The organism is Dendronalium sp. ChiSLP03b (genome assembly GCF_034531165.2).
In the GTDB taxonomy this organism is placed as follows: Bacteria; Cyanobacteriota; Cyanobacteriia; order Cyanobacteriales; family Nostocaceae; genus Dendronalium; species Dendronalium minutum.
On the sequence record NZ_JAVRBR020000157.1, the window covers coordinates 1 to 24,349 of the forward strand.

General features: G+C 42.7%; 25 protein-coding genes. 11 read left to right on the forward strand and 14 right to left on the reverse strand.

The annotated features are described in order from the left end of the window. Positions 1-270: 270 nt before the first annotated feature. Positions 271-645, forward strand: coding sequence for a DUF4870 domain-containing protein (locus RMY31_RS36235; RefSeq protein WP_322658243.1), 375 nt, complete (start codon positions 271-273; stop codon positions 643-645). Positions 646-750: 105 nt separating this feature from the next. Here the strand turns inward: RMY31_RS36235 and RMY31_RS36240 are convergent, their stop codons facing one another. The 7 genes from RMY31_RS36240 to alaS all read right to left on the reverse strand — a co-directional run bounded on the left by RMY31_RS36240 (position 751) and on the right by alaS (position 6,561). Beyond that, positions 751-1,059, reverse strand: coding sequence for a Uma2 family endonuclease (locus tag RMY31_RS36240; protein WP_322658242.1), 309 nt, complete (start codon positions 1,057-1,059; stop codon positions 751-753). 120 nt (positions 1,060-1,179) lie between these two features. Next, positions 1,180-1,419, reverse strand: a complete 240-nt coding sequence (locus tag RMY31_RS36245; protein WP_322658241.1) for a type II toxin-antitoxin system Phd/YefM family antitoxin — start codon at positions 1,417-1,419, stop codon at positions 1,180-1,182. A gap of 114 nt (positions 1,420-1,533) precedes the next feature. Continuing rightward, the gene (locus RMY31_RS36250) at positions 1,534-2,295 is read right to left on the reverse strand and encodes a hypothetical protein (RefSeq protein ID WP_322658240.1); all 762 of its coding nucleotides are present in this window, start codon (positions 2,293-2,295) and stop codon (positions 1,534-1,536) included. 7 nt (positions 2,296-2,302) lie between these two features. After that, positions 2,303-2,668 carry a hypothetical protein gene (locus RMY31_RS36255; RefSeq protein WP_322658239.1) on the reverse strand — a complete coding sequence of 122 codons (366 nt, stop codon included), beginning with the start codon at positions 2,666-2,668 and terminating at the stop codon, positions 2,303-2,305. Positions 2,669-2,678: 10 nt separating this feature from the next. Beyond that, on the reverse strand, positions 2,679-3,152 hold the full coding sequence (locus RMY31_RS36260; protein ID WP_322658238.1) for a hypothetical protein: 474 nt from the start codon (positions 3,150-3,152) through the stop codon (positions 2,679-2,681). Between the two features lie 342 nt (positions 3,153-3,494). Further along, a complete protein-coding gene (locus RMY31_RS36265) occupies positions 3,495-3,791 on the reverse strand; it encodes a hypothetical protein (protein ID WP_322658237.1) in 297 nt (98 codons plus the stop codon). 127 nt (positions 3,792-3,918) lie between these two features. Beyond that, positions 3,919-6,561, reverse strand: coding sequence for an alanine--tRNA ligase (gene alaS, locus RMY31_RS36270; protein ID WP_322658235.1), 2,643 nt, complete (start codon positions 6,559-6,561; stop codon positions 3,919-3,921). A gap of 21 nt (positions 6,562-6,582) precedes the next feature. On the opposite strand from alaS, the gene RMY31_RS36275 reads away from it, so the two are divergent. From RMY31_RS36275 to RMY31_RS36290, 4 genes are all read left to right on the forward strand, one after another. After that, positions 6,583-6,774 carry a hypothetical protein gene (locus RMY31_RS36275; protein ID WP_322658234.1) on the forward strand — a complete coding sequence of 64 codons (192 nt, stop codon included), beginning with the start codon at positions 6,583-6,585 and terminating at the stop codon, positions 6,772-6,774. 394 nt (positions 6,775-7,168) lie between these two features. Next, positions 7,169-7,369: a heavy-metal-associated domain-containing protein gene (locus RMY31_RS36280; RefSeq protein ID WP_322658233.1), complete on the forward strand. Its 201-nt coding sequence runs from the start codon at positions 7,169-7,171 to the stop codon at positions 7,367-7,369. A 773-nt stretch (positions 7,370-8,142) separates the two neighbouring features. Continuing rightward, on the forward strand, positions 8,143-9,168 hold the full coding sequence (locus RMY31_RS36285; RefSeq protein WP_322658232.1) for a diguanylate cyclase: 1,026 nt from the start codon (positions 8,143-8,145) through the stop codon (positions 9,166-9,168). Between the two features lie 2 nt (positions 9,169-9,170). Continuing rightward, positions 9,171-9,371 carry a hypothetical protein gene (locus RMY31_RS36290; RefSeq protein WP_322658231.1) on the forward strand — a complete coding sequence of 67 codons (201 nt, stop codon included), beginning with the start codon at positions 9,171-9,173 and terminating at the stop codon, positions 9,369-9,371. Between the two features lie 80 nt (positions 9,372-9,451). On the opposite strand, the gene RMY31_RS36295 is transcribed toward RMY31_RS36290, so the two are convergent. From RMY31_RS36295 to shc, 3 genes are all read right to left on the reverse strand, one after another. After that, positions 9,452-10,123: an ATP-dependent Zn protease gene (locus tag RMY31_RS36295; protein ID WP_322658229.1), complete on the reverse strand. Its 672-nt coding sequence runs from the start codon at positions 10,121-10,123 to the stop codon at positions 9,452-9,454. Between the two features lie 189 nt (positions 10,124-10,312). After that, a complete protein-coding gene (locus tag RMY31_RS36300; RefSeq protein ID WP_322658228.1) occupies positions 10,313-10,564 on the reverse strand; it encodes a hypothetical protein in 252 nt (83 codons plus the stop codon). A gap of 227 nt (positions 10,565-10,791) precedes the next feature. Further along, a complete protein-coding gene (gene shc, locus RMY31_RS36305) occupies positions 10,792-12,708 on the reverse strand; it encodes a squalene--hopene cyclase (protein ID WP_322658225.1) in 1,917 nt (638 codons plus the stop codon). Positions 12,709-12,825: 117 nt separating this feature from the next. Here shc and RMY31_RS36310 point away from each other — a divergent pair, with 117 nt between their 5' ends. Then, entirely contained in the window at positions 12,826-14,049 is a 1,224-nt protein-coding gene (locus tag RMY31_RS36310; protein ID WP_322658302.1) for a glycosyltransferase, read from the forward strand. Between the two features lie 35 nt (positions 14,050-14,084). Here RMY31_RS36310 and RMY31_RS36315 read toward each other — a convergent pair whose 3' ends face one another. Further along, positions 14,085-14,768, reverse strand: a complete 684-nt coding sequence (locus tag RMY31_RS36315; RefSeq protein ID WP_322658224.1) for a phosphorylase — start codon at positions 14,766-14,768, stop codon at positions 14,085-14,087. A gap of 268 nt (positions 14,769-15,036) precedes the next feature. Between RMY31_RS36315 and RMY31_RS36320 the strand changes: the two genes are divergently transcribed. From RMY31_RS36320 to hpnH, 3 genes are all read left to right on the forward strand, one after another. Continuing rightward, positions 15,037-17,748 carry an efflux RND transporter permease subunit gene (locus tag RMY31_RS36320; protein ID WP_322658223.1) on the forward strand — a complete coding sequence of 904 codons (2,712 nt, stop codon included), beginning with the start codon at positions 15,037-15,039 and terminating at the stop codon, positions 17,746-17,748. Next, complete coding sequence (gene hpnA / locus RMY31_RS36325; protein ID WP_322658222.1) at positions 17,748-18,734, forward strand: hopanoid-associated sugar epimerase; 987 nt, start codon at positions 17,748-17,750, stop codon at positions 18,732-18,734. Before RMY31_RS36320 ends, hpnA begins: the two co-directional genes overlap by 1 nt. A gap of 91 nt (positions 18,735-18,825) precedes the next feature. Further along, positions 18,826-19,845 (forward strand): adenosyl-hopene transferase HpnH, encoded by a 1,020-nt coding sequence (gene hpnH / locus RMY31_RS36330; protein ID WP_322658221.1) that lies wholly within the window; start codon positions 18,826-18,828, stop codon positions 19,843-19,845. Between the two features lie 101 nt (positions 19,846-19,946). On the opposite strand, the gene RMY31_RS36335 is transcribed toward hpnH, so the two are convergent. The 3 genes from RMY31_RS36335 to rpmI are packed head-to-tail and all read right to left on the reverse strand — an operon-like array spanning position 19,947 to position 21,397. After that, positions 19,947-20,813, reverse strand: coding sequence for a transporter substrate-binding domain-containing protein (locus RMY31_RS36335; protein WP_322658220.1), 867 nt, complete (start codon positions 20,811-20,813; stop codon positions 19,947-19,949). 10 nt (positions 20,814-20,823) lie between these two features. Further along, positions 20,824-21,180 (reverse strand): 50S ribosomal protein L20, encoded by a 357-nt coding sequence (gene rplT / locus RMY31_RS36340; RefSeq protein WP_322658219.1) that lies wholly within the window; start codon positions 21,178-21,180, stop codon positions 20,824-20,826. Between the two features lie 19 nt (positions 21,181-21,199). Beyond that, positions 21,200-21,397 carry a 50S ribosomal protein L35 gene (gene rpmI / locus RMY31_RS36345; protein ID WP_214433142.1) on the reverse strand — a complete coding sequence of 66 codons (198 nt, stop codon included), beginning with the start codon at positions 21,395-21,397 and terminating at the stop codon, positions 21,200-21,202. Positions 21,398-21,638: 241 nt separating this feature from the next. Between rpmI and RMY31_RS36350 the strand changes: the two genes are divergently transcribed. Further along, entirely contained in the window at positions 21,639-22,817 is a 1,179-nt protein-coding gene (locus tag RMY31_RS36350) for a phosphoserine transaminase (protein ID WP_322658218.1), read from the forward strand. 455 nt (positions 22,818-23,272) lie between these two features. After that, a complete protein-coding gene (locus RMY31_RS36355; RefSeq protein ID WP_322658217.1) occupies positions 23,273-24,004 on the forward strand; it encodes a zinc metallopeptidase in 732 nt (243 codons plus the stop codon). Positions 24,005-24,349 lie beyond the last annotated feature (345 nt).

Here is a 24,349-nt window from a genome sequence, read left to right on the forward strand (position 1 = left end):
AAGCCTTTCGAGGCTTTAATTTCTAAGTTTTGGCTATAAATTTTAGTTACTGTTAGAAAATAAAGGCTCAAAGCTTGACTCAATCAAAGTTTCAGAATCTTGCTTCGATTATTGTTTTCCGAGAGTGACAGAACAGGGATAAGTAGCAGTCAAAGTTAATCTATCTAAAGGCAAAGCCCAAAAAATTCCTGAGTACGGTAAACTGCAATACTATACCGATTAGATGTCCGTTAAAATCAAAGCTAGAAAGCAAATTGAGGAGCCGCCAGGATGCAAGGTACATACGATTCTGATAAACGTAAGTTGCTATCATCTCTGTGTCATGGGGCGATTTTCTTTAGTACAACATTGTTTTCGATTGGAGTTCCTATTGTAATTAACTTACTTTCTGACGACCCTGTTGTTAAAAGTAATGCTAAAGAATCTATTAACTTTCACTTCAATGTTTGGTTCTGGGCAACTGTCATTGGAATCCCTCTAGGGATTATATCTTGGATAACTTTTGGTCTTGGTGGAATTTTGTTTTTTCCTGTAGTTGCTTTGGGTTTTGCACTGCACTGGGGACTGACAATTTGGGCAATTTTGCACTGTTTGAGCAAGCCTGATGAACCTTTCCGTTATCCGTTTATTTTCCGAGTGTTCTAATCGCAGCACCTGAATATAAATTTTTTGGAAAAGGGATTGAGATAATCGTCCCTTTTTTATTGAACTTTTTGCATAAATGCTTTATTGTTTATAAATTTAATTGACCTAAAAACAATCATCAGGTTCTACCCCAGCATCCATAATTTCTTTATCGAATGTCGTAGATCCCAAACTCCAAAATTCAATATCGAGTTCTTCTAACAAGATTTCTACTAAATTTCCAATTATTTTTTTGCTTACCTCATGCTCTGGTAATGGAGCCATGATTTCCAGTACCCCCTGACTGTAAGATATCCTAGAATTGCGATCGCTCCCCAATTCCGCCAATATATCCTTATATTTCGACCAGGAGATATCTTTAATTAACAACTGATGACCAGCAGGTACAATTAGTTGGTTGAGTTTTAGTAACATAACTTTCCTTACAGTACTACTGGAATGGTAAGTTGCATAGTTAAATTGTAGTACGATATCTGACGAGTCACTTTGCGATCACTCTTTGCTGTAAGCTGAGTTAGAAGCTTGGGATAATTTTTATCTGCCCTCAAATGCATTCAGAATCTCTTCGGGCAAAAGTGAATCAAAATCATTAGTTACTGTAAATTCTCCTGCACACAAACCAAATGGTCTTAGCTGTTTGTTATTATTAATAATTGGTTTTAGCTCAGCAATTGGCTTATCTGCTTGGACAATAATAAAGCTTTCACCCGCCTCAACTTGATTAAGGTATTTCAAAGTATCTCGTTGAAATTCATCAAATGTGACTCTCTGCATTTGAATATTTCAAAGTAGTGTTTTAAGGATAGTGCGATCGCCAAACTAAATAACAGATGATTTATATCAGTATTAGTTTTTACTTCACAGAAACAAAATCGATATACCAATCTACTAACCATTAGAATGATACAACATTTTCAAATGAGTAGGTAAATCTATTTCTTGAAATTGCTCAGCTGGAGTAGTAGGAAGACCACTTAATTCCGATAAATCTCTAATTTTTCTAATTAATATTTCAATTAAAGTCCCATTTTTTGTTAATTGAAATAAATCTTCTTTGTCTAGAACAACTATAATTTTATTTGTTCTGGCATGAAAAATTATTTGGCGAAGTCTACAATCACTAACGGCTCTTTGCCTTGTACTATCTCGTTTAGGAAAGCCTGATGCTCCATTTAATGTAACGAAAATTCCAAGACCTGCACCTCTCAAATTATGTTCCATAATGCTACATAATCGAGCAAATTGCTTGTCTTCTAAAGGAGATTTTGTAGCTTTTGCTTCAATAACTATATCTCTATTTTCCCATTCAAGATATAAAGTTTTACATACTACTTTCCAGCCAATATCATCTCCGCTTACTAACAAATCATATTGAGGGCCAGCAGATTGAAAGCTTTTAACGCTTTGTAAACCTTCTAGTCCTTTAAATAATAAAAATACAATCTTTTCTAGTAGTTTGCCTGCGTCTTGTGTTTGTTGGGGTGTAGGTTTTTCTAATTCTGTATATATTTTAAGCTTATCTAAATATTCATAAAGTCTATGATCTGCTTTATACAAATAAGAAGCTAATGTATTTAATGCTGGATCTCCTGACTTCAGCCGTTCCATTGCTTTAATCATGCCGTCAACAAGTTCGTCGTTACTTTCCATGACTCAATCAAACAAATTCAATTGGTTGTTTAGATATCGCCATAAGATCAAAAGATAGCTCATCATAGCTTTCTACAATGCTTTCACAATGGGGACAAGTCCAAGGTAAATCAGGAAACCCTGTACCGTAAGGAATTGCATCTACGGGAACATCTGGGTCGCAATTGTGATAAATAAGAAGCTTCATTTCACAAAGTTCTTCTGCTTCAAGAACCGCTAAGATGGCAATGGCATCAGAGTATTCTATACCCAAAAGTACAGCAAGTTGATGCGGCATTGTCTTTGTCGATGCCGTCATAAAATGCTTGCTCAGTTCAGCTGTCTGATGATCTGACAAAAAGCCTAAACGCTCTTTGTAAATTAAGCTAGCCATTGCCTTAGCCTTAAAGTCCAAGTTCTCTCAGTAGAAATTTCAGAACAGACGTACTACCACCATAATACCCTGAATGGCACTTGAGATGTTGAAGAGAATCTTGTGTTGTGGAGTTAGATTTTAGTCCAAAATAGCAATGTGCTTTGATGAGATGCTTGAATTTAATTTTTTTTAACTTGTTTGTCTCTATTTCAGTGGGAGTTAATTCTCTGTCTAGTTGAAATTCATAAGATTTTGTACCCCACTCTTTGATCAGGGTTAACAAAATTGCATCTTCAATATCACTAATTTTTTCTGAATCATATACTAAACCAAGTTTATTTAAAACTGAATGAGCTAATTTTTCTGACAGAGCTTGTAATCCTTTAACATCAATCTCCTGAACTCCTGCACTATGGGCATTGATAGCAAGTCCTGATGCTTCTGCTCTAATACGTAAGTGTCGCCATTTGTAGGGAAAACGATTGAGATATTTATCCCACATATCATGCAAAACAAGCTTATGGAGATTAGGTTGCTTCCATTGTGCCTGACAATGGTTAGCTAATTCATCAAAAAATCCAGAAATATGATGCCAGAAAGGAAATTGAGAAGGTTCTATACGTTCATTTATTGTTGAACTACAAGTAAATCCATTCCAGGAGAAAGCTACATAATCTTGTGCTACCTCAGCAATAACAGACCAGCGAATGTAGCGTTCATCTGGTTGGTCAGCTATTCCCTGTCCCCGACGGACATAATCGACAATTCTATAAGTTCGGATATACCATTTCGTCTGAGGTTGATTCGATTCCTGAATTGGCCCGTACCAACCATCCTGACCAAATTATTGTAACAAAGATGCAGAAGAATTTAAGTTAGGTGTACGAGCGCACGTCCCTAGTTTCAAGCTCAACCATATTCTTGGCTGTTTTACATATGCAAGTAATATTTCATCTGAGGTAAGTTTACCTTTTTCAAGTGCATTGGCTATGTCTACTGCTAATTCAGCTTTTTTAAGACTACCTGTCCCTGATGAAATAAGTTGGAGGGTTTCAAGAGTAAACTCATTACTAGATAAAAATTTCTCACAGAATTCACTACCAGGAGGAAAACCATGATCGACAAAAGCTTTAATACTCATAGACTATTGCTCAAGATATTGTATCGATGCACTTGAAAGGTTGTTAAAAAAAGAGCATAGCAAAAAGTATCTACGCTTAAGCAATTTATAACAGGGCAGGCAAATGCCCGCCCTCCAGAAAACACAACTAACCCAAAGCAGACTTTAACTCACTTCGCCCTTGTTCCAACGCCTCTGGCAATTTACTCGCATCGCGTCCGCCTGCTTGGGCTAAGTTTGGTCTACCGCCGCCGCCACCACCGCAGATTCTAGCAATATTACCCACAAATTTACCTGCTTGCAGTCCCTTTTTATTCACTTCTGGGCTGAAAGCTGCAACTATGCTAACTTTCCCAGCTTCGGGAACAGAACCCAGCACTACTGCACCGTTACCGATTTTTTGTAGCAAGCGTTCGGCTGCTGTTTTCAAAGATTCCGGATCGACATCTTCCAGCTGAGCAACCAAGATTTTATAATCGCCCACAGATTCAACTGTTTGCAGCAAGCTGTCAGATTTTGCGATCGCCAGCTGTGATTTCAGGGTTGCTAGCTGTTTTTCACTAGTTCTCACTTCATTTTGCAGACTTGTGATTCTGTCTGGTAATTCTTCGGGTTTGACTTTAAAGCGATCGCTTAAATCCTTTACTACTTTATCCCGAACGTTGAGATAATCTAACACCGCCGGCCCCGAAACAGCTTCAATGCGCCGTACTCCAGAAGCTACACCAGCTTCAGAAATAATCTTGAATACGCCAATCTCAGCAGTATTACTGACATGAGTTCCACCGCACAGTTCCATTGACACGCCAGGGAAGTCAATCACACGCACTTCTTCACCGTACTTTTCCCCGAACATGGCAACAGCACCCCTAGCTTTTGCTTCTGCCAAAGGTAATACTTCCACGTTCGCAGCATGGGCTTCAGCAATCCAAGTGTTCACTTGTTCCTCAATTTGTTGGACTTCTTCTGGTGTCAAAGCACGGGGACAGTTGAAGTCAAAGCGCAACCTGTCAAAGGAAACCAGAGAACCTGCTTGAGATATGCCATCATCGACAATTTTCTTCAACGCGGCTTGCAGCAGATGTGTTGCTGTATGGTTAGCTTGGGCGCGACGACGACAAGCGCGATCGATTTGGGCAGTTACAGCATCTCCTACTCGGATTGTACCGCGTTCGATGCGTCCAAAATGGACGAAGAAATCGGATTCTTTTTTCACGTCTTCAACGCGAACTACGATCCCATCACCGGAAATATAACCGCGATCGCCGATTTGTCCCCCGGATTCGGCATAAAATGGCGTTTGGTTGAGGACAACTTGCACTTCTGTCCCCGCTTCTGCTTCCTGTTGGGAAACACCTTCTACCAAAATCGCTTCCACTTTCGCTGTTGTCGCAGGTTGGGTATAACCTAAAAACTCGGTAGCGTGGATATGTTCTGCGAGTTTGTCGAGAGAACCTTGCACAGTTAAATCGATGGTTTCGTGTGCTGCTTTTGCACGTTCCACCTGCTTTTGCATTTCCGCATCAAATCCTGCTTCATCTACTGTGAGATTATTTTCCTCAGCGATTTCTTGAGTGAGTTCTAGGGGAAAACCGTAGGTATCGTAGAGGGTGAAAGCACTTTCACCACTAATAGAGGTTTTCCCTTGCTGCTTCACCTGTTCTATGATTTCTTCCAGCAGTTTTTCGCCTCTTTCCAGAGTTTTAAGGAAATTGACTTCTTCCCGTTGCAGTTCAGCTTTGATTGCTGCTTCCCGTTGGCGCACGTTGGGGTAAGCTGATTCTGAAAGAGCGATCGCAGTTTCTGCAACTTGGGTGATAAATTCGCCAGAAATTCCAATTAATCGCCCATGACGCACCACCCGCCGAATTAATCGCCGCAGCACATAACCCCGTCCCACATTGGAGGCACGAATTTCATCAGCGATCATGTGGACGACAGAACGAACGTGATCGCCAATAACTTTTAGTGAAACTTTGGTTTTCTCGTCGCTAGTGTGGTAACCAATGCCAGCAATTTGTGCTGCTGTTTGGATAATGGGGAAAACTAGGTCAGTTTCATAGTTGTTGGGAACCTTTTGGAGGATTTGCGCCATCCTATCCAAACCCATGCCGGTATCGATGTTCTTGTTTTGCAGCGGTGTTAAATTACCAGATGCATCCCGGTTATATTGCATGAAGACGAGGTTGTAAAACTCGATAAACCGACTGTCGTCTTCTAAATCAATGTTTTCGTCACCGCGTTCGGGGTGAAAGTCATAATATATCTCAGAACAAGGGCCGCAAGGGCCGGTAGGGCCAGATACCCAAAAGTTATCATCTGTGCCTAGACGTTTAATTCTCGCTTCCGGGACACCAATTCGATCGCGCCAAATGCTAAAGGCTTCATCATCATCTTCAAAGACGCTGACAACTAAGTTTTTTGGGGATAAATTAAAAACTTGTGTGGAGATTTCCCAACCCCAAGCGATCGCTTGTTCTTTAAAATAATCACCAAAGCTAAAGTTACCCAGCATCTCAAAGAAAGTGTGATGCCGTTTGGTGCGTCCGACATTTTCAATATCATTGGTGCGGATGCACTTTTGGGAAGTGGTAGCCCGATTAAACTCCGGCGTGCGCTGTCCTAGGAATATCGGTTTAAATGGTAGCATCCCCGCGATCGTCAGCAGCACGGTTGGGTCTTCTGGCACGAGGGAAGCACTTGGGAGAATTTGGTGTCCCCGTTGGGCATAGAAGTTAAGGAATAGGTTGCGAATTTCGTTACCGCTGAGGTACTGGGGATTAGAAGACATGGTTGGACTGAAGTATGAAGTGTGAAATATGAAGTTACTGTTTATTTTCTCGTACTTCATCCTAGCCTACGGCAAGCCGCCCCAAATGTGCTTACAGCCTTTATCCTTCGCCCTTTCTTTGAACAAAGTGTGCCGCTGGAAAAGACATCTATGCCATTAGATAGCTGCTTTTTGGATGCGTACATACTAACGCGGTTAGACAGAAGTAACTGATATTTAACAATATGTTGAAAACTACAAGCAAAAAGGTCTTGTAACTTTCGTGTAGACGCTTGTGCTGTGAGGTAGGCTGCGGGAATGCCACGTCGGACAGGAAAACTTTAAGGAAAACCTGCAAGACATGACAGATTCCTGGCAATGAACTTCAAAAAGGCTTTGCGTGAGGTAGTAGCACTAGGTGTATTTTCATAAGTAGCTTTATATATTTTTGCATTTTATTTCGGTTTGCTGCCAGCAAATTCTGCCAATAAGGATTTATGTGCAGCTATTATTTACTGTTATCTCTGTCATGCCTCAATTACCTTACTCTAGTAAGATGTGCGATCGCTATCTAACCTAATATTCTATTTATCAGGTAGAAATTAAACTTCACGTAATGAGGTAAGTAATGGCACTCGAATTGAAAGTCCCCAACATTAAAGGTGATGACTGTGCAAAAAAGATAACCAAATCTATTCATACTATGGAACCTGATGCACAAGTAGATGTGGACGTTAATGGTAAAACGGTCACTGTAGAATCTGCGGCTTCAGAAGAGTCCATCAAACAGATAATTCAATCTGCTGGGTTCAGCATAGAAGGCTATTAATTATATTCCTAAGTTTTCCACAAAATTTAGCTAAAGTAGCCCAAAGAACATAATTTATTACCGATATATCCGCCTATTTTATAGGCGGATAATTAATCAATAACTATTATTTAATAAAAAAATAAAGTAGTTTTTTATGGAAATTTTATGTATTATTACTATTTTATTTACTAAAATTAAAAAAAATGCAGTCAATTAAACACTTGTAAACAAGCTACCCCTTCTATGTCGCAAGCATACTATTCGTTACCTCTTATATTTCAGTAAATATACTGTTAAAGTAGATAAAAGTCTTTTTAAGCCAATAAATAGCTTTGTAAGTTTTTTGTATATAACATTTTCCATATTCAGAAAGCATCTCGGCTTTTACGGATAAATTGTAAATTTTATATTTTTTTAAAGATTATAGATAGCTAAAAATTGTGCTGCTTCAAGTAATAAGTAGTGCCAAACGTTTATTATTATGATGCGTTTAAATAAATAAGGTCTGTAAAACACAGTAGCAATTTAAATATTAAAAAATAATATTCAGTATTTTTACTGTTTCAAAAGAAATATAGAAAAGCAGAAATTAATTATCAGAGTTTAAACTTTTATGGTCTGTCTTAAAAGTAAGGGATTAAGACGAGATTAAAATTAGTAGGTGGTTGTGAATTTAGCGTTAAGACTATCAGATATAGGGTAATAACCCTGTGAAACAAATACCGAGTAGATTCAATATTCGGAATAAATACCAGTAAGTTTTAACTTGAAATAGGGCAGAAAGCACAGCAATGAAGATTTCCATTCTGGTCTTTGGAAGTGATACCTTTCTCGCCACACTTCCCGATCAGATCCGTGACACAACCGCTTTTAATTTAGAAGTTATTGCCGATGTTCACCAGGCAATATCACACATTCAAAATGCGCCGCCCGATATAATGCTTGTGCAGGCTAGTCTGGATGGCAGTATGAAACTGTGTTCTTGGTTAAAAGAACAGACTCAGCTATCTTGGATATACTGTATTTTTCTAGAGGATCGTCTTCAGAAACTGGCTGCTAGAAGCAAGCATGGTTGGGAGTGGGAATTGCAAATGACCGCCACTGTACTCAATCAAGGAGCTGATGCTTATATACGGCATCTTCCTGAAGAAAAAACAAAACATACTTTGGCAGGTATAACAGCAAACCAGCGTCTCATCCTAGCTCAATTGGCAGTCGGTTTGCGTAAAGTGCAAAAATACCGAGATTTGCTTCAGAAAAATGATTTATTGTCAGCGATCGCTTTAGCTGATTCGTTGACGGAACTTAATAATCGTCGGGCTTTGGAATGGGACTTACCCAGGCAAATTCAAAAAGCTCGCACTCAAGGAACTCCCTTGAGTTTAATTATTTTAGATATAGACTATTTTAAAAAAGTTAACGATACTTATGGACATTTAGCTGGCGATCGCCTTTTGCAGTTGTTGGGTAGCCGTCTGCGGCAAAACCTGCGTTCTCAAGATACTGCTTTTCGTTATGGGGGTGAGGAGTTTGTCGTGGTTTTGGCTAACACTACTGGTGACGAAGCATTGGGAGTTGCAGAACGTCTCAATCGCAAAGTTAGCGAACAACCATTCGCTATTAATAGTAAATTAATTATTGATATTACGATTAGCTTAGGTGCTGCCAGTCTGGAAGCGGATGATGATGACAAAGGGCTGAATCTGCTGCATCGCGCCGATCAATGCTTATTTCATGCGAAAGCGGCTGGGCGTAACCAAGCTATTAGTTGGGACTACTTATCTCAGTTTTCGCACTTGCAAGCTGTTTCTTCATAATAGTGCTGAGGAGCCAGCCGCGTGGTGAGGTAGTCCGGTCTTGGGGAGCCAGTGCAGTCTTGGGGTCTCCCCAAGTGGAGCATCTGGCGTGGTTTCCCCCAGGAGGAACTGCCGTTAGCGCAGCGAAGCGCGAGTCCTCGCCCAAGGGTAGCCACTGCGGTCTTGGGGTTTCCCCAAGTAGAGCAAGTGGCGTGCGACGCTAAAAGCGACCGAGCGTCAAGGGTCTCCCGACTTGAGCGGACTGGCTTTGCTAAGTTAGGAGTTAAAAACTCATGACTTAAGATTAAGTACTAATCGCGCTTTGACAATCTGTTACTGAAGCACGTTCTCGCATGGCTTGGACTAGTGCTTCGTAACTAGACCAATTTTCTTCCAGTAAAGTTTTTGCCTGGAGAGCATGAAAACGCTGTTTCTGCTGACAAGCCGACTCAGGAAAACCCAAAATTTTCAAAACTTCAGCTAGCTTGCTTTTATCATCACCTCCACCTTCAGCATTATCAAAAACGAGGGTTTCGGCAGCAATGCCAGCCATCCAAAGGGTGCAGTAGCGATCCAGCATTTGAGCGCCGATTTTACCCCGTGCTAGTTGAGCTGCTAATTCAGCATCATCAAAGGTAACGCCACCTTGCCCTGGTTGTCCCTGCTTCCAGGCTTCCCAAGCGCTGAGTGTGTAGCCAGTAACGGGAATACCCAGCAGATGAGCTACAAGGAAGTGTCCAGCTTCGTGATGGATGATGCGATCGCGGTGTTCGGGCGAGAAACTAGCAATCCAATCTAAAAAGATACTAGCTCCCTTACCTTGCAAGCTGAAACTATCCAAAGTGGCTATTCCCAAGATAGTGAATGTAGCAAGTGCTGGTACTGTCGGGGACAAGTTGATTAACGGCCCCAGCAGTACCGATAAAGTCATGAGAAATATAGATATGGCAACTAAGTTTAGGGCTGTCTGGCTCATTATGAGTTTGTAAAATCTAGCTTAATATTTCTTTATTATGAAGCAAGATTAGCTGCAAAGGAAATTCCAACTTAATGAATGGCACTACTTACAAAAACGACGGGATGCCTCGTGTTGACTTGCATCTTTAATCAAGTCCTCCATTTTGTTAACTATCTCTTGCATGTAAGCTAAGTCTGTCTCTTCTTCCTATGACTGCGGTTGAAACTGACCGATTCCAGATATTAATTCCTCAAGCCAACTCATTAACCGTATGTGTAATGATGCTGGATCGGTTACGGAGGAAAAATACCAATCATCTCGCTGATACACGTACTCACACTCGCCTCTCATAGCAATGCTGTGTAGAGACCCAGCATATTGCATCTTGGAGAAATTCCCATTTAACCCAATGGGCACGGCTACGTCGAGATTTCCAGGAGTATAAAGTGTACGGCTCAATAAATGTTTGTTGGAATCTTTGGTGGAAGTCCTGCAAATCAATATTTTGCATAGTATTCATGGAACCGTCAATTCAGTGCCCTAAAAGCCAATTCAACTATCTTAATTTCAATGTAAGTATGTAAATATTCTCAGATTAATAGCGGTCATCATGCAAATAAAATAGAGGTAGGGGCACATTGCTGTATGCCCCTAAGAATAATCTATCTTTACACAAGCAAAGAGAATTAACCTTCTTTAATCACTGCTTGATAGCGACCTAAAGCTATCAAAGGAAAGTATTGTTGATACATATGATATTTGAGGTAAAAATGACTGGGGAAGCCAGTACCAGTAAAGTCTGCCTCAAACCAAGTACCATCCGGCTGTTGAGTTGCCAAAAGGTAATTAATTCCTCGCTCAATCGCCTCCAGAGCTAATTTACCAGTTGCTTCACCTGCTGCTATCAGCCCAATTAAAGCCCAAGCAGTTTGAGATGCAGTACTATTTCCTTGTCCTTTAAGACTGGGATCGTCGTAGCTGCGGCAAGTCTCGCCCCAACCACCATCAGAGTTTTGACATCCCACTAACCAAGCTGCTCCCCTTTTTATACTGAGTTGATACTTCTCAGGAGTAATTAAGGCTAGGGCTGAGAGAACGCCACTAGTACCGTAGATATAATTGACACCCCAACGACCAAACCAACAGCCTTCAGTTTCTTGCTCGTTCATCAGATAAGCAAGTGCCCGATCCAGGTCTTGACCATCAATTGACAGGTTAGAAGCACCTAGCATTTCTAGTACTCTAGCGGTGACATCTGCGGTGTTTGGGTCAATCATGGCTTTCAAGTCACCGTAGGGGATGGAATTCAGCCAATCTTGGTCATTGTCCAAATCAAAGGCCGCCCAACCACCTGGTTTACACTGCATCGATGCAATCCAAGTCAACGCACGAGCGATCGCAGCCTGCTTTAATTTTTCATTAGGGAGTTTCGCCAGATGTAGCGCCATGACTACTACAGCCGAATCATCCACATCTGGATAAAAACGATTGTCAAATTCAAACGCCCAAGCGCCTGGTTTTCCCTGGCGATTTTTGACAGCCCAATCACCGTAGTCTAGAATTTGCTTTTGCAGCAACCATTCTCCAGCCTGGACGATAGCCGGATGATCCGGTGCAAAGCCAGACTCTACTAAGGCACGTATTACCCAAGCTGTATCCCAGACTGGTGAAACACAAGGCTGTACTCGGTAGCCTTCCTCTGTTTCAATGGCAAAGTTATCAATTGCTTGCAAACCTCTTTCCACAATGGGATCGCTTTGGTCGTAACCCAGACACCGCAAAGCTAGCATCGAATTCAGCATGGCAGGAATAATGCCACCCCAATCACCTGTAGCTTCTTGCCGTTCTAAAATCCATTTTTCGGCTGCTTTGATACCTTCTTTGCGAAAAGGTACTAAATTCCAGCTTTCTGCTAACTTAAACCCGCGATCTAGGGTAAGAAATAAATCTGTCCAATCGCCACTTTGGGGTAATTCCCATCGAACTTGCTCCACACCTTCAGCATAGAGTTCATCTAAAGTAATAGTTGGGTCGGTCAGAAAAATCGGTTTACTGTCACATACAATCAACAGTGGTACGGTACTAGAACGTGCCCAGCTAGACATTTCGTAGATATTAATTGGGAAAGCTGGGGGTAAGAGCATTATCCAAGGTGGTAGCGAAGGGATGCCGCGCCAGTCGTAGCATCCAATCAGGGCGAGGTGCAATTTGGTAAAAATACGAGTTTTGCTGATGCCACCTCGCTGGAGAATAAAAGACCGCGCCCGCATCATTGCCGGATCGGTTGCTGGTACACCTAGCAACTTCAACGCCATGTAAGCTTCAACTGAGGTGCTGAGTTCTCCGCCATCTCCATAGAAAAGTTCCCAGCCCCCATGCTGCCGTTGCTGTTGACGCAGGTAGGCTTCAACTTTGTGTAAAGGTCTTGTTTGGTCTGTCCCCCAAATTTTATGGAGGAGGACGACCTCAGCAGTGATGGTGACATTTGATTCTAACTCTGCCCACCAGTAACCTGCTGGATATTGCATCGAAAGCAAATACTGCTGGCTGGCTGCGATCGCCGCTGTGACTTTCTTGACTCTTACCCTGTCTTGTGTTTGCATCAACTGAAAGGATGAAGTGTTAAGTATGAAGGAAAGATACCACGGTTAGACGCTGCGGTTTATACCAAGTATAAAATATCAAGGTTTCATCTTTTATTCTTCATGCTTTCTTTAATCATGGGTGCAATTCTACTAGGGCTAACGCTTTTATCGTTGATAATTTGGGTGGGATTATTGACTTTACGAGGACAGTTTTGGCGTTCAGACCAGCAATCAGAGGTAGGAGAAACTCAGCTAAAATCTTTACCAACAGTTTGTGCTGTTATTCCTGCCCGTAACGAAGCTGACTTGTTACCAATTACCTTGCGATCGCTCCTACTCCAAGACTATCCTGGTACTTTCAATGTATTTTTGGTAGACGATCGCAGCACAGATGGCACAGCAGGTTGTGCTGAAGGGGTTGCTTACGCCGTAGATAAACGCCAGCAATTTCATCTAATTTCTGGCGAATCATTACCTCCTGGATGGTCGGGCAAACTCTGGGCTATTGAGCAAGGCATTCAGCAAGCTAAAGCACTCACGCCAGACTATTTTTTACTCACTGATGCAGATATCGAACATGATGCTGGCAATCTCCGCCGACTGGTTGCCAAAGCCGTGCAGGAAGATTTAGACCTAGTTTCTGTAATGGTCAGACTCAGATGTGAGGACTTTTGGGAAAAATTTTTGATCCCAGCTTTTGTTTTTTTCTTTCAAAAACTCTATCCTTTTCGCTGGGTCAATAACCCAAATAATAAAACTGCTGCCGCCGCCGGAGGTTCTATTCTGATTCGTGCAGCAGCTTTAGAGCAAATTGGCGGCATTCAAGTTATTCGCCAAGCTTTAATCGACGATTGCGCCTTGGCTCAAGCTGTTAAATCAGTTAACAAGATTAGCAGCCAAAGTAATTCTTCCCCCCCTGCTCCCCCAGCCCCCCCTGCTCTGTCTAAGGGGCGTATCTGGCTGGGATTGAGTACTTTGACTCGCAGCTTGCGTCCTTATTCTTCCCTGGAAACTATTTGGGATATGGTTGCTCGTACTGCTTATACTCAACTGAATTATTCCCCATTGCTATTACTAGGTACTTTGTTGGGGATGACTCTGATTTATCTGATTCCACCTGTGAGTGTGATTCTGGGTGCAGTTTTGGGGAATTGGGCGATCGCATTTACAGGTTTATCAGCATGGCTTTTAATGTCTTTGGCTTACTACCCCACAATCCGCTTTTATAAATGTTCGCCTTGGTTCGCTTTTAGCTTGAGCGCGATCGCTTTTCTCTATACGCTGATGACTCTAGACTCGGCTATCCGTCACTGGCAAGGGCGCGGCGGTTCTTGGAAGGGACGAGTTTACCTTGGATGAGCAGAGGGCAGGGGCAGAGGAAGAATAAGTAATGACTAATGACTAAAGACTAAGTTTGTAACTTCTTCTAACACTTTTAGTCCTTTTAATGAGCCTCGAATCAGTCGAGTAGCGGCAATAGGTTGTCGCAGTAAACCTAGTGCCAATGGTAAAGGTTGAAGAGAACCGTCTGAACTTATTGCTGAGGACAAATCAGGAATATCGTGCTGACAGTCGTCGCTTACCACTCGTAGCATTGCCACTGCTATCCCCATATCGTTGAAAAAATTTAGGACAGCAAATCCTTCCATGTCAACAACATCAGCCGCCAACGTCTTAGCCAAATGCTCTTTTTCAGCAGCTGAGTAAATAATGCGATCGCTTGTCATAGACTTGACTAAAGATACCTTTTCTTGTGTCAAAAAGTGTAACTGTGCTGTAAAGATGCGATCGCACTCTTGCGAATTCCCCTGATAATTACAATCCTGGTACAGCACAATGTCCCCAATAGCATAGCGCTTGCTCAAGCTACCACATAGACCCATCACTAAGACTCTTGGTTGTGGATGATTCAGCAAATTTTTATCCTTTGACCATTGTTGCAGATACTTAGTTAAGGGTGTGATGCCAATGGGTATCGGCATCACAGTTGGCTTTAAGCCAGTGACTCCACTTAAGCCGCGACACACAGCTTTATACTCTGCTCCCTGAGGCACCAGAATTGTATTGATAGTAGTCATTGAATCTACGCAAGGAATGATACAACTGGGAATCTATATCCTTTATCCTTTTTTAAGAAGGCAATTAAGCATTATTGCTATTTCTTGGTAACTAAAACTCGCAAACTTCAGATGATTAATGTAGCATGACAAATAATTGTGTCATCTAAGAGGAGCAAGGGACACGGAGACAAGGAAGAATTTCTGTTGTAACTTCTCCTGCTCCCCCTGCTCTCCCTGCTCCCCTGCACTTCTACTCATCTACTCACCCACACGATAATTTTCCAAGATGGTCAAGCATAACAGCTCGCGCTCCGCAAGAGAGCGCTTCAATATCTCCAGATTGGCAATTGACTTTTCGTGGTTGACGGTGAGTTTTTGGATTGCCGTAACTGTAGCTGGTGTTCTTGCTTTCAGTTCCCTCAAGTACGCTTTGTTTCCAGATATTACTTTTCCAGTGGTGGTGGTGAATGCTACAGCCACCTCTTTGAAAACTGCCTTGGATACAGAGGCAAAACTTACCAAGCCACTGGAGGAACGACTGCACTCTCTGGAAGGACTTGAGGATATCCGCGCATCCATCTATCCTGGTCAAACTGCGGTTAGTCTGTCTTTTATTGTTGGCACTAATTTAGAATCATCGACCCGCAAGGTAGAAACTGCGCTGAAGCAGGTGACTTTACCTCAGGGAGCAAATTACAAAATTATTCCTCTGAATCTGAACGAGTCAGCTGCTATTAGCTATGCCATTGAAAGTAACTCACAGAATCTGACAGCGCTAACTAAGCTGGCGAAAGACCAAATCGTACCTGCGATCGCAAAACTGCCAGGAGTTCTCAAAGTCTCTCTGCTAGGCACTCCTGTTGCGTCACCTCCCCTAAATAATGTAAATACTGCTGCCATCCCCCAAGCAGGGGTAACATTAGTGCGGTTTAACGGTCAAAACGCACTAGCATTTCAGGTGATTAAACGCGGTAGTGCCAATACCATAGAAGTTGTAAGTCTGGTAGAGAAAGAAGTTCAAAAGCTGCGGTCTAGCCTCAAAGATGTCAAACTTACTTTAGCCGCTACCCAGGCAGAATATATCCGCCATGCCACCCAGTCAACAATAGATGCTCTGATGGAAGCAGTCTTGTTGTCTATTGTGGTAATTTTTCCCTTTTTGTGGAACTGGCGAGCAACTCTCATCTCTGCCTTGGCGATTCCGACATCTTTGTTGGCAACGTTTATCGTCATGGCAATTTACGGCTTCAACCTAGAGACGATCACGCTGCTAGCTTTGGCTTTAGTAATTGGCAGTATTGTTGATGATGCGATCGTTGATGTGGAAAACATTATGCGGCACATCGAAGATGGAGAAAGCCCTCGCCAAGCAGCGCTTTTAGCTACGAATGAAATCGGGTTGACAGTCACTGCCGCTACGTTGACAGCAGTCGCGGTGTTTCTGCCAATAGGTTTGATGGGTGGGGTAATCGGTCAGTTTTTCAAACCTTTTGGGATCACTGTTTCAGCGGCAATGCTCGCTTCTATGCTGGTTGCTCGCACTTTATCTCCAGTTCTGGCTATCTACTGGCTAAAACCTAAATCTTCACGTTCTCCTCGCCGCCGGGAAGCAAACATTTGGGTAGCTTTTGCCCAATCTTACACATACTTGCTGCAATGGTCTTTGAATCACCGAAGGATAGTTATTGGATTAGCTTTAATTAGCTTTATCGCAGGTATAGTACTGATTCCACTAATTCCCAAAGGCTTTATTCCTAAACTAGACCGGGGCGAGTTCAATATTACTTATACGGCTCCTTTGCCGAGTATTGGGGGAGTAGGGGAGCAGAGGAGCAGGAGAGCAGAGGGGCAGGGGAGAAATCCTAGTACCCAGTTCCCCACTCCCAATCCCTTGAATGATTCTCTGGAAGTTGCTAAGAAACTAGAAGAGGTGGTCAGAAAATCGCCAGCAGTTGAAACGGTATTTACCACAGTAGGGTCGCGTGAGGGTGAACCTAATAAAGGTACTCTCTATGTGAAACTCAAGGATAATCGCAATATTACAACGGCAGCTCTACAAGACCAATTTCGCTCTTCTTTGCCTACTCTGCCTGGGGTGACTACTAGTGTTGAAGACATTCAATTTGTCGATACTGGTGGTCAAAAACCTCTCCAGGTAGCATTAAGAGGGAACGATCTTCCAGCCCTAAGCAAAGCAGCCAAGGCAATTAAAGAAAGAATTCAGAAACTACCAGGATTTGCTGATGTCACAGTTACAGGCGAAGCTAATCCACAGGGCACAGTTTTTCAAATAGAGCGGCTGAATAATCAGCGGGTAGCCTATATCAGTGCTAACCTTGGTAAGGATTTGTCTTTGGGTGATGCTACTGATAAATTGGTAGCTGAAGCTCAAGCAGTGTTGCCCCCCAATGTTTCCCTAGATTTGGGTGGAGACTCTGCCCGTCAAGGAGAGGTTTTTGGCAGTTTCGGCACTACTTTGGCTCTATCGGCCTTGTGCATTATAGTAGTACTGATTTTGCTATTTAAAAGCTGGGTAGATCCTTTAGTTATTGGTGTTTCTTTGCCTCTAGCACTGGTGGGGGCAATGTTAGCGCTACTAATTACCAAAAGTGACTTTGGTATGATCTCATTGATCGGCTTTGTCTTTTTACTGGGGCTAGCAAATAAAAATGCCATCTTGCTTGTAGATTACATCAACCAGCTACGCAAAGTTGGCTTAGGGCGCACCGAAGCAATCCTCAAAACCGGATTAGTGCGCCTGCGACCAATCATGATGACGACTGCCTCCACTATCTTAGGAATGCTACCGATCGCTTTAGGTTTAGGAGCAGGTTCAGAATTGCGATCGCCTATGGCTGTAGCTATTGCCGGCGGATTAGTAACCTCGACTATCCTCAGTTTGATTGTTGTACCCGTGGTCTACACGATTTTAGATGATTGGTTTCCCCGGTTTCAGAAGATGGAGAGTAGGAGAGCAGGGGAGCAGGGGAGAAGTTGATGCAAGTCTTTGTCACAGGGGGTACGGGTTTTATTGGCGCTCATCTGGTGCGATTGTTGTTGCAACAGGGATACACAGTTAAAGCGCTGGTACGCCCTAGCAGCAATCTGGAGAATCTGCGCGGTCTAGAGGTGGAAATTGTCAAGGGCGATTTAAACGATTCAGAACTCTGGCAATATATGCTGGGTTGCCAGTATCTATTTCATGTAGCAGCCCACTATTCTCTGTGGCAAAGCGATCGAGAATTACTTTATCAAAATAATGTTTTAGGTACGCGCAATGTGCTAGCCGCAGCCCGCAAAGCCGGAATTGAGCGCACCGTTTATACCAGTTCAGTGGCGGCTATTGGGGTGGGATCGTTTGGTCAAGTTATAGACGAAACTTATCAGAGTCCTTTAGATAAATTAGTGGGTGACTACAAAAAGTCTAAGTTTCTGGCTGAACGAGAAGCTATGCAAGCCGCTGCTATAGGTCAGGATGTAGTTGTGGTCAATCCTAGTAGCCCCATAGGGTCATTGGATATCAAGCCTACCCCAACTGGTGATATCATCCTGCGGTTTTTGCGGCGGCAAATGCCCTTTTATTTAGATACTGGTCTAAATTTTATCGACGTGCGCGATGTGGCATGGGGACATTTACTGGCTTTGCAACGAGGAAAATCAGGCGATCGCTATATCTTAGGTCATCAGAATCTGACTTTGAAGCAATTGCTTGACCAACTCGCCCAGATTACAGGTTTGACAGCACCCCAACAAACTGTACCTACTTGGTTACCTCTAGGTATAGCCTGGGTTGATGAAAAGATTCTCGCACCGTTAGGGAAGCCGCCATCAGTCTCTTTAGATGGCGTTCGTATGGCTAAACAACCTATGTACTACGATGCCTCGAAGGCAGTACGAGAGTTAGGTCTGCCTCAATCTTCTTTAAATGTGGCACTCAAGGAGGCTGTGGATTGGTTTGTTTGTGAGGGCTATGTCAACCCTTAGGGGGAATTAAAAATTAAAAATTAAAAATCCTATAGATAAATCTAGGGCTTCGGAAAGTGGTATTTTGCTCAATACAGGAGTGGTAGAAACAATGGCGATTAATTTACAACAAGCTATGGATATTGGGAAGTATTTAGTCAAGCAGCGTCTTTTAGGGCGTAAACGCTTCCCATTAGTGTTGATGTTAGAACCGCTGTTTCGGTGTAATCTAGCTTGCTCTGGTTGCGGTAAAATCCAGCATCCAACGGAGGTTCTCAAGCAAAATCTGACCCCAGAACAGTGCTTTACCGCAGTGGAAGAGTGCGGCGCACCAGTTGTCTCAATTCCTGGGGGAGAACCTCTGCTACATCCCCAGATTGATGAGATTGTTCGGGGATTAGTTGAGCGCAAGAAGTATGTTTACTTGTGTACCAATGGTTTGTTGTTAGAGAAGAGTTTAGATAAATTTCAACCTTCTCCTTACCTAACTTTTAGCGTGCATTTAGATGGGATGCGGGAGTGGCATGATAAATGTGTAGACCGCAAAGGCGTTTTTGATATTGCCGTGCAAGCTATTCGCGCCGCTAAAGCTAAAGGGTTTCGTGTCACGACTAACACTACCATCTTTGAAGGTTGCAACCCCAAAGAAATGCAGGAGTTCTTTGACTTCCTAGAAACACTAAATACTGATGGGATGATGATTTCTCCGGGTTACAGCTATGAGTGGGCACCAGACCAGGATCATTTTCTCCAGCGCGAACAAACTCGCGCCCTCTTCCGAGAAATTCTAACTCCATACAAAACTGGTGCAAAAAACTGGAACTTTAATCACAATCCCTTATTCCTAGACTTTCTTATCGGTGAAAAAGATTATGAATGCACGCCTTGGGGTAGCCCTAGTTATAGCGTTCTTGGTTGGCAAAAACCTTGTTATTTACTAAACGAAGGTTATTACGCCACCTTCAAAGAATTGTTAGCAAAAACCGACTGGAGTCAATACGGTCGTGCTAGTGGTAATCCCAATTGTGCCGATTGCATGGTTCACTGCGGCTACGAACCCACAGCAGCAATGGATGCAATGCAACCGCAAAATATGGCACGTGCCCTTGGTAGTGTATTGGGAAATCGGTAAATAAAATCTTCGCTTTTCTCTCTGTGACTCTGTGGCTCTGTGGTTTAAAGTATTTATTTAACCACAGAGGCACAAAGAACACAGAGGAAAAAACTCAAAATTCAGAGTAAACCCCAGTACTTAATACGTTCCTCAAGCCAACCTTCTACTGTGTAACGAGCGATCGCTTCATTTACTTGCCGTCTCAAGTCATCATATTGCAAGCCTTTAGGCATCACCACTGACAAAGGTTCAGTTGATAGCTTGATTGGCAGTAGCCGATATTCGGGATATTTTTGTACCCAACCGCTGAGAACGCTAGCATCTGCGGCAAATGCTACCGCAGCACTGCTTTCTATTCGCTCTCGCGCTTCTTCGTAAGAATTCACGCCTAGTAACTCGACATTGGGCACATAGTACCGCACTTGAGCAATAGTGCTGGAATTTTGGAGTACGGCAATTTTTTGTTTTGCCAAATCTTTTAGCTGCTGTATAGAGGTATCTTTTGTCACTAATACAGCGCTATCAAAATAGTAGGGAACACTGAAACTAACTAAGCGAGCGCGTGAATTGGTTGCTGTTACCCTAGCAATGGCCAAATCAACTTTCTTGTCTAAAACAACAGACAGGCGATCGCGATTCATTACAGGTTGCAACTTGACAGCATCTACCTTACCTAGGAAGTCAACTGCCAAGCGCTTTGCTAAGTCAATTTCTAAACCTTGCAAATTGCCGCTGGCATCTTTAAAACCTAAAGGACGCAAGTTATCTTTGACAGCAATATTTAAATAGCCTCGCCGCTGAATTTCTGGTATTTGAGCGGCAGATGCGCTCCATCCTGTTCCCAAAATAGAAAAGCAAAAAATGGCCGCAATTAATAATAGAAAAGAAGAATAAAGGATGAAGGATGAAAAAAAGAATCGTTGTCGTACATAGACTTCCTTTTTCCAGCCCCCAGATTTATCTGTGGGATACACTTCAGCCTTCATACTTCACACTTTATCCTTTGGCTTGGCTGGCCAATTCCGCGACTTTGCTAAAGCTAGCTGGATCGAGAACTGCCAATTGCGCCAACATTTTGCGATTTAGTTGCACATCAACTTTTTTCAAATTGCCGATGAACTGGCTATAACTCAGTCCGTGTTGCCTTGCAGCAGCATTAATCCGAGCGATCCAGAGGCGACGAAAATCGCGCTTTTTCTTTTTGCGATCGCGGTAGGCACTTCGTAGTGCCTTCATCACTTGTTGATTGGCGGTTCTAAACAGAGTTGAGTGGGAACCGCGAAAACCTTTAGCTAGTTTGAGAATTTTATTGCGGCGTTTACGAGCTACGTTACCGCGTTTTACCCGAGTCATAATTTAATTCCTGAAAGACTTACAAATATGGGAGCATCAAACGTACGTTTTCTTCGTCGCGTTCGTGTACAAGTGTAGTTTTGGACAGTTTACGCTTTTTGTTGGAACTTTTGTGTTCTAGAAGGTGGTTTTTGAAAGCTTTACGACGCACGATTTTACCGGTGCCAGTGGCACGGAATCGCTTCGCTGCTGCTTTACGAGTCTTTAATTTAGGCATGTGCTGGCTTTAATTCGACACGATCCATCATTATATACTAATCAACGAGGTAGTAGACAGGAGGCAGTTGTCGTACAGACGCGATTAATCGTGTCTGTACAAGAGTCAGTTGTCAGGAATCAGTAATTATTCTCCCTCATCCCCCTCATCCCCCTCATCTCCCCCTACTCCCTCTGCTCTCTTAATCCCCCTTCTCCGGTACTATGTATATGATCGCTACCTAATGCAGCTCCCTGCACCAATGTCAGAACATTTTACTCCTCCAACAACTAAGCCTCGCGTTCCCCATTTCTCCTCTGGACCTTGTGCTAAACGCCCTGGCTGGTCTGTTTCTAATCTTCAAAACGCCTGTGTAGGTCGTTCTCACCGCTCCGCAGATGGCAGAGCAAAATTAGCAGAAGTTATAGAACGCTCCAAGAAAATCCTAGGCGTTCCTGCCGATTATCGCTTGGGCATCGTTCCGGCTTCCGACACTGGTGCAGTAGAAATGGCATTGTGGTCACTACTGGGAGAACGCCCCCTGGATATTTTGGCATGGGAAAGTTTTGGTCAGGAATGGGTGAAAGATGTCGTAGATGAATTAAAGTTACCTGATACTCGCTTGTTAAAAGCACCCTACGGCAGTTTACCGGATTTAGACCAAGTTGATTTTAGCCATGATGTAGTGTTTTTGTGGAATGGCACAACTTCCGGTGTCAGAGTACCAGATGGTGATTGGATTGAGGACGATCGCCAGGGACTTACTATTTGTGATGCGACATCTGCTGTTTTTGCCATGGATATACCCTGGAAAAAGCTAGATGTGGTTACTTACTCTTGGCAAAAAGTATTGGGTGGAGAAGCACAACATGGAGTCCTTGTACTTTCACCCCGTGCTGTAGAAAGACTAGAAAGCTATCAACCAGCTTGGCCACTACCTAAACTTTTTCGCCTGACACAGAAAGGCAAACTGATTGAAGGCATTTTTAAAGGAGATACTATCAACACGCCATCAATGTTGTGTGTAGAAGATGCCATCGATGGTCTGACGTGGGCTGAAAGTATTGGCGGACTCTCTGGTTTAATTGGTCGTAGCGAAGCTAACCTAGCAGCGATCGCCAAATGGGTTGAGCAAAGCAGTTGGGCAGATTTTTTAGCGGAGAAACCGGAAGTTCGCTCTTGTACCTCCATTTGCTTGAAGATTGCGGATTCTTGGTTTACTGGCTTAAGTCCGGAAGAACAGGCAAAATGCGCCAATAAAATAGCAAAAATTCTAGAAAAGCAAGAAGTAGCTTACGACATTGCATCCTATCGTGCTGCACCTCCCGGATTGCGGATTTGGGGAGGAGCAACAGTAGAAACTGCAAATATTGAAGCCTTACTTCCCTGGTTGGACTGGGCATACACTACCGTGAAAGCCGAATTGGCTACTGTGGCTTAACCTCGTGATGCGAGACAGTGGCAGCATGAGGCAGAAAGCAGGAATTATTTTCTTTATCCCCCTGGTTGCCATTGTCTTCTCTAGCCCCAAAGCAAGATTGTCACGATTTTTTGGAACAGTGAGGCGATCGCTTCTGCTAAAATTTCAAAACTCTGGTTCCACCCCCAACTTTCCTAACTGGGCTGCTAATTGCTCTATATGTTGATGAGATAATTGTTTTTGTTACCGTTTTTTGCTGCTAACTCTGAACTCTAAAGCAATAGTTCCTCGCCTTCATCTTTGTTAAGTATGTAGGCATATTCAACATACAAGAAAATACTAGTTCGTAGTAAGCGATTTATCGCTTTTTCAGAGTTATCAGCACTGAAGTCCTTATTACAATCTTTAATCTAATCTGCTTGTGTACCTGGAGAATATAGTTTGATAAATAAAACTAATTGGTTTCTCTTAAACTAATGAGCTTTTGGTTTTATCTATTTGTTGGAAGTGCAGTTATTTGTTCTGCTCTATCTTTCTGGTCAATTAGTCAGCAAGACAAATTGCAACGACGTTGCGTAGATCGTTTAGCAACTTGTAGATTGACTGGCTATGAAGTTGCAAGAATCTTATTAAACGAGAATGGTCTGGACAACATATTTGTGGAAAAAGCTCAAACATCTAAAAGTGCAGCTTTCAGTCCGCAAGAGGGAAAGCGAGGAATCATACACCTTCCTCCAGAAATTTTTGAAGGTAATTCTCTGCGTGCCATAGCAACTAGCGCTCATAAGTGTGGTCATGCCTTACAGTATTATTTTGGTGGTTCTCACTTATTAATTTCTAGGAGAGCATTTGCTTTATTTTGGATTTTAATGGGAAGCGGATTTTTTCTTTTAAATTTCAGTTTTATTTTTTTAACTTTTATGGGGAGCGAATTTTTTCTGATTCCTCTTTGTGTAGTCATTTTAGGAGGTATTCCTGGAGGATTTTACATAGTAGCGAAACTTAAAGATGAGTCCAATGCTACTCGTTACGGGATTAGAATGTTGGAGATAGAAAGACTTATAGAATCTCAAGAAACTAGTTTTGTAACACAGTATTTGCAAGTATCTTTTTTCAAAGCTGTGTCAGATTCTTGGTTATTTGCTAGTCTTTGGAGCTTTGCGATGGCTGGTGTCATCCTGTGCCATACTCGCTCAGCTTTCTATTGAAAAAGCGACTGGGGACTAGGTATTGGGAAAAGGGAAGGGGGAGGAAAGAACTATCCCTTTGCCATTTCCCCCTCTTATCCAGTCTGGTGCGTTGATAATAGTATTTCGTTGTACCGACAAATACGTTAGGATCGTCAACAAACAACCTATCTAAATTCTGCTGAATCTCTACGAGCCAGCGAAACTATATAGTGTTATTCGCCATTGGCTGTCTGTCGCTATCTGGGTAGACAACCTCTGGCTGTTTCGGTACTCGGATTTGAGATACTATACCTTCACCCTCAGAGAGATATTTAATGGGGATGCTTCCAAATTAGCAGACAGAGGAAGATGTCTGCGGACTGA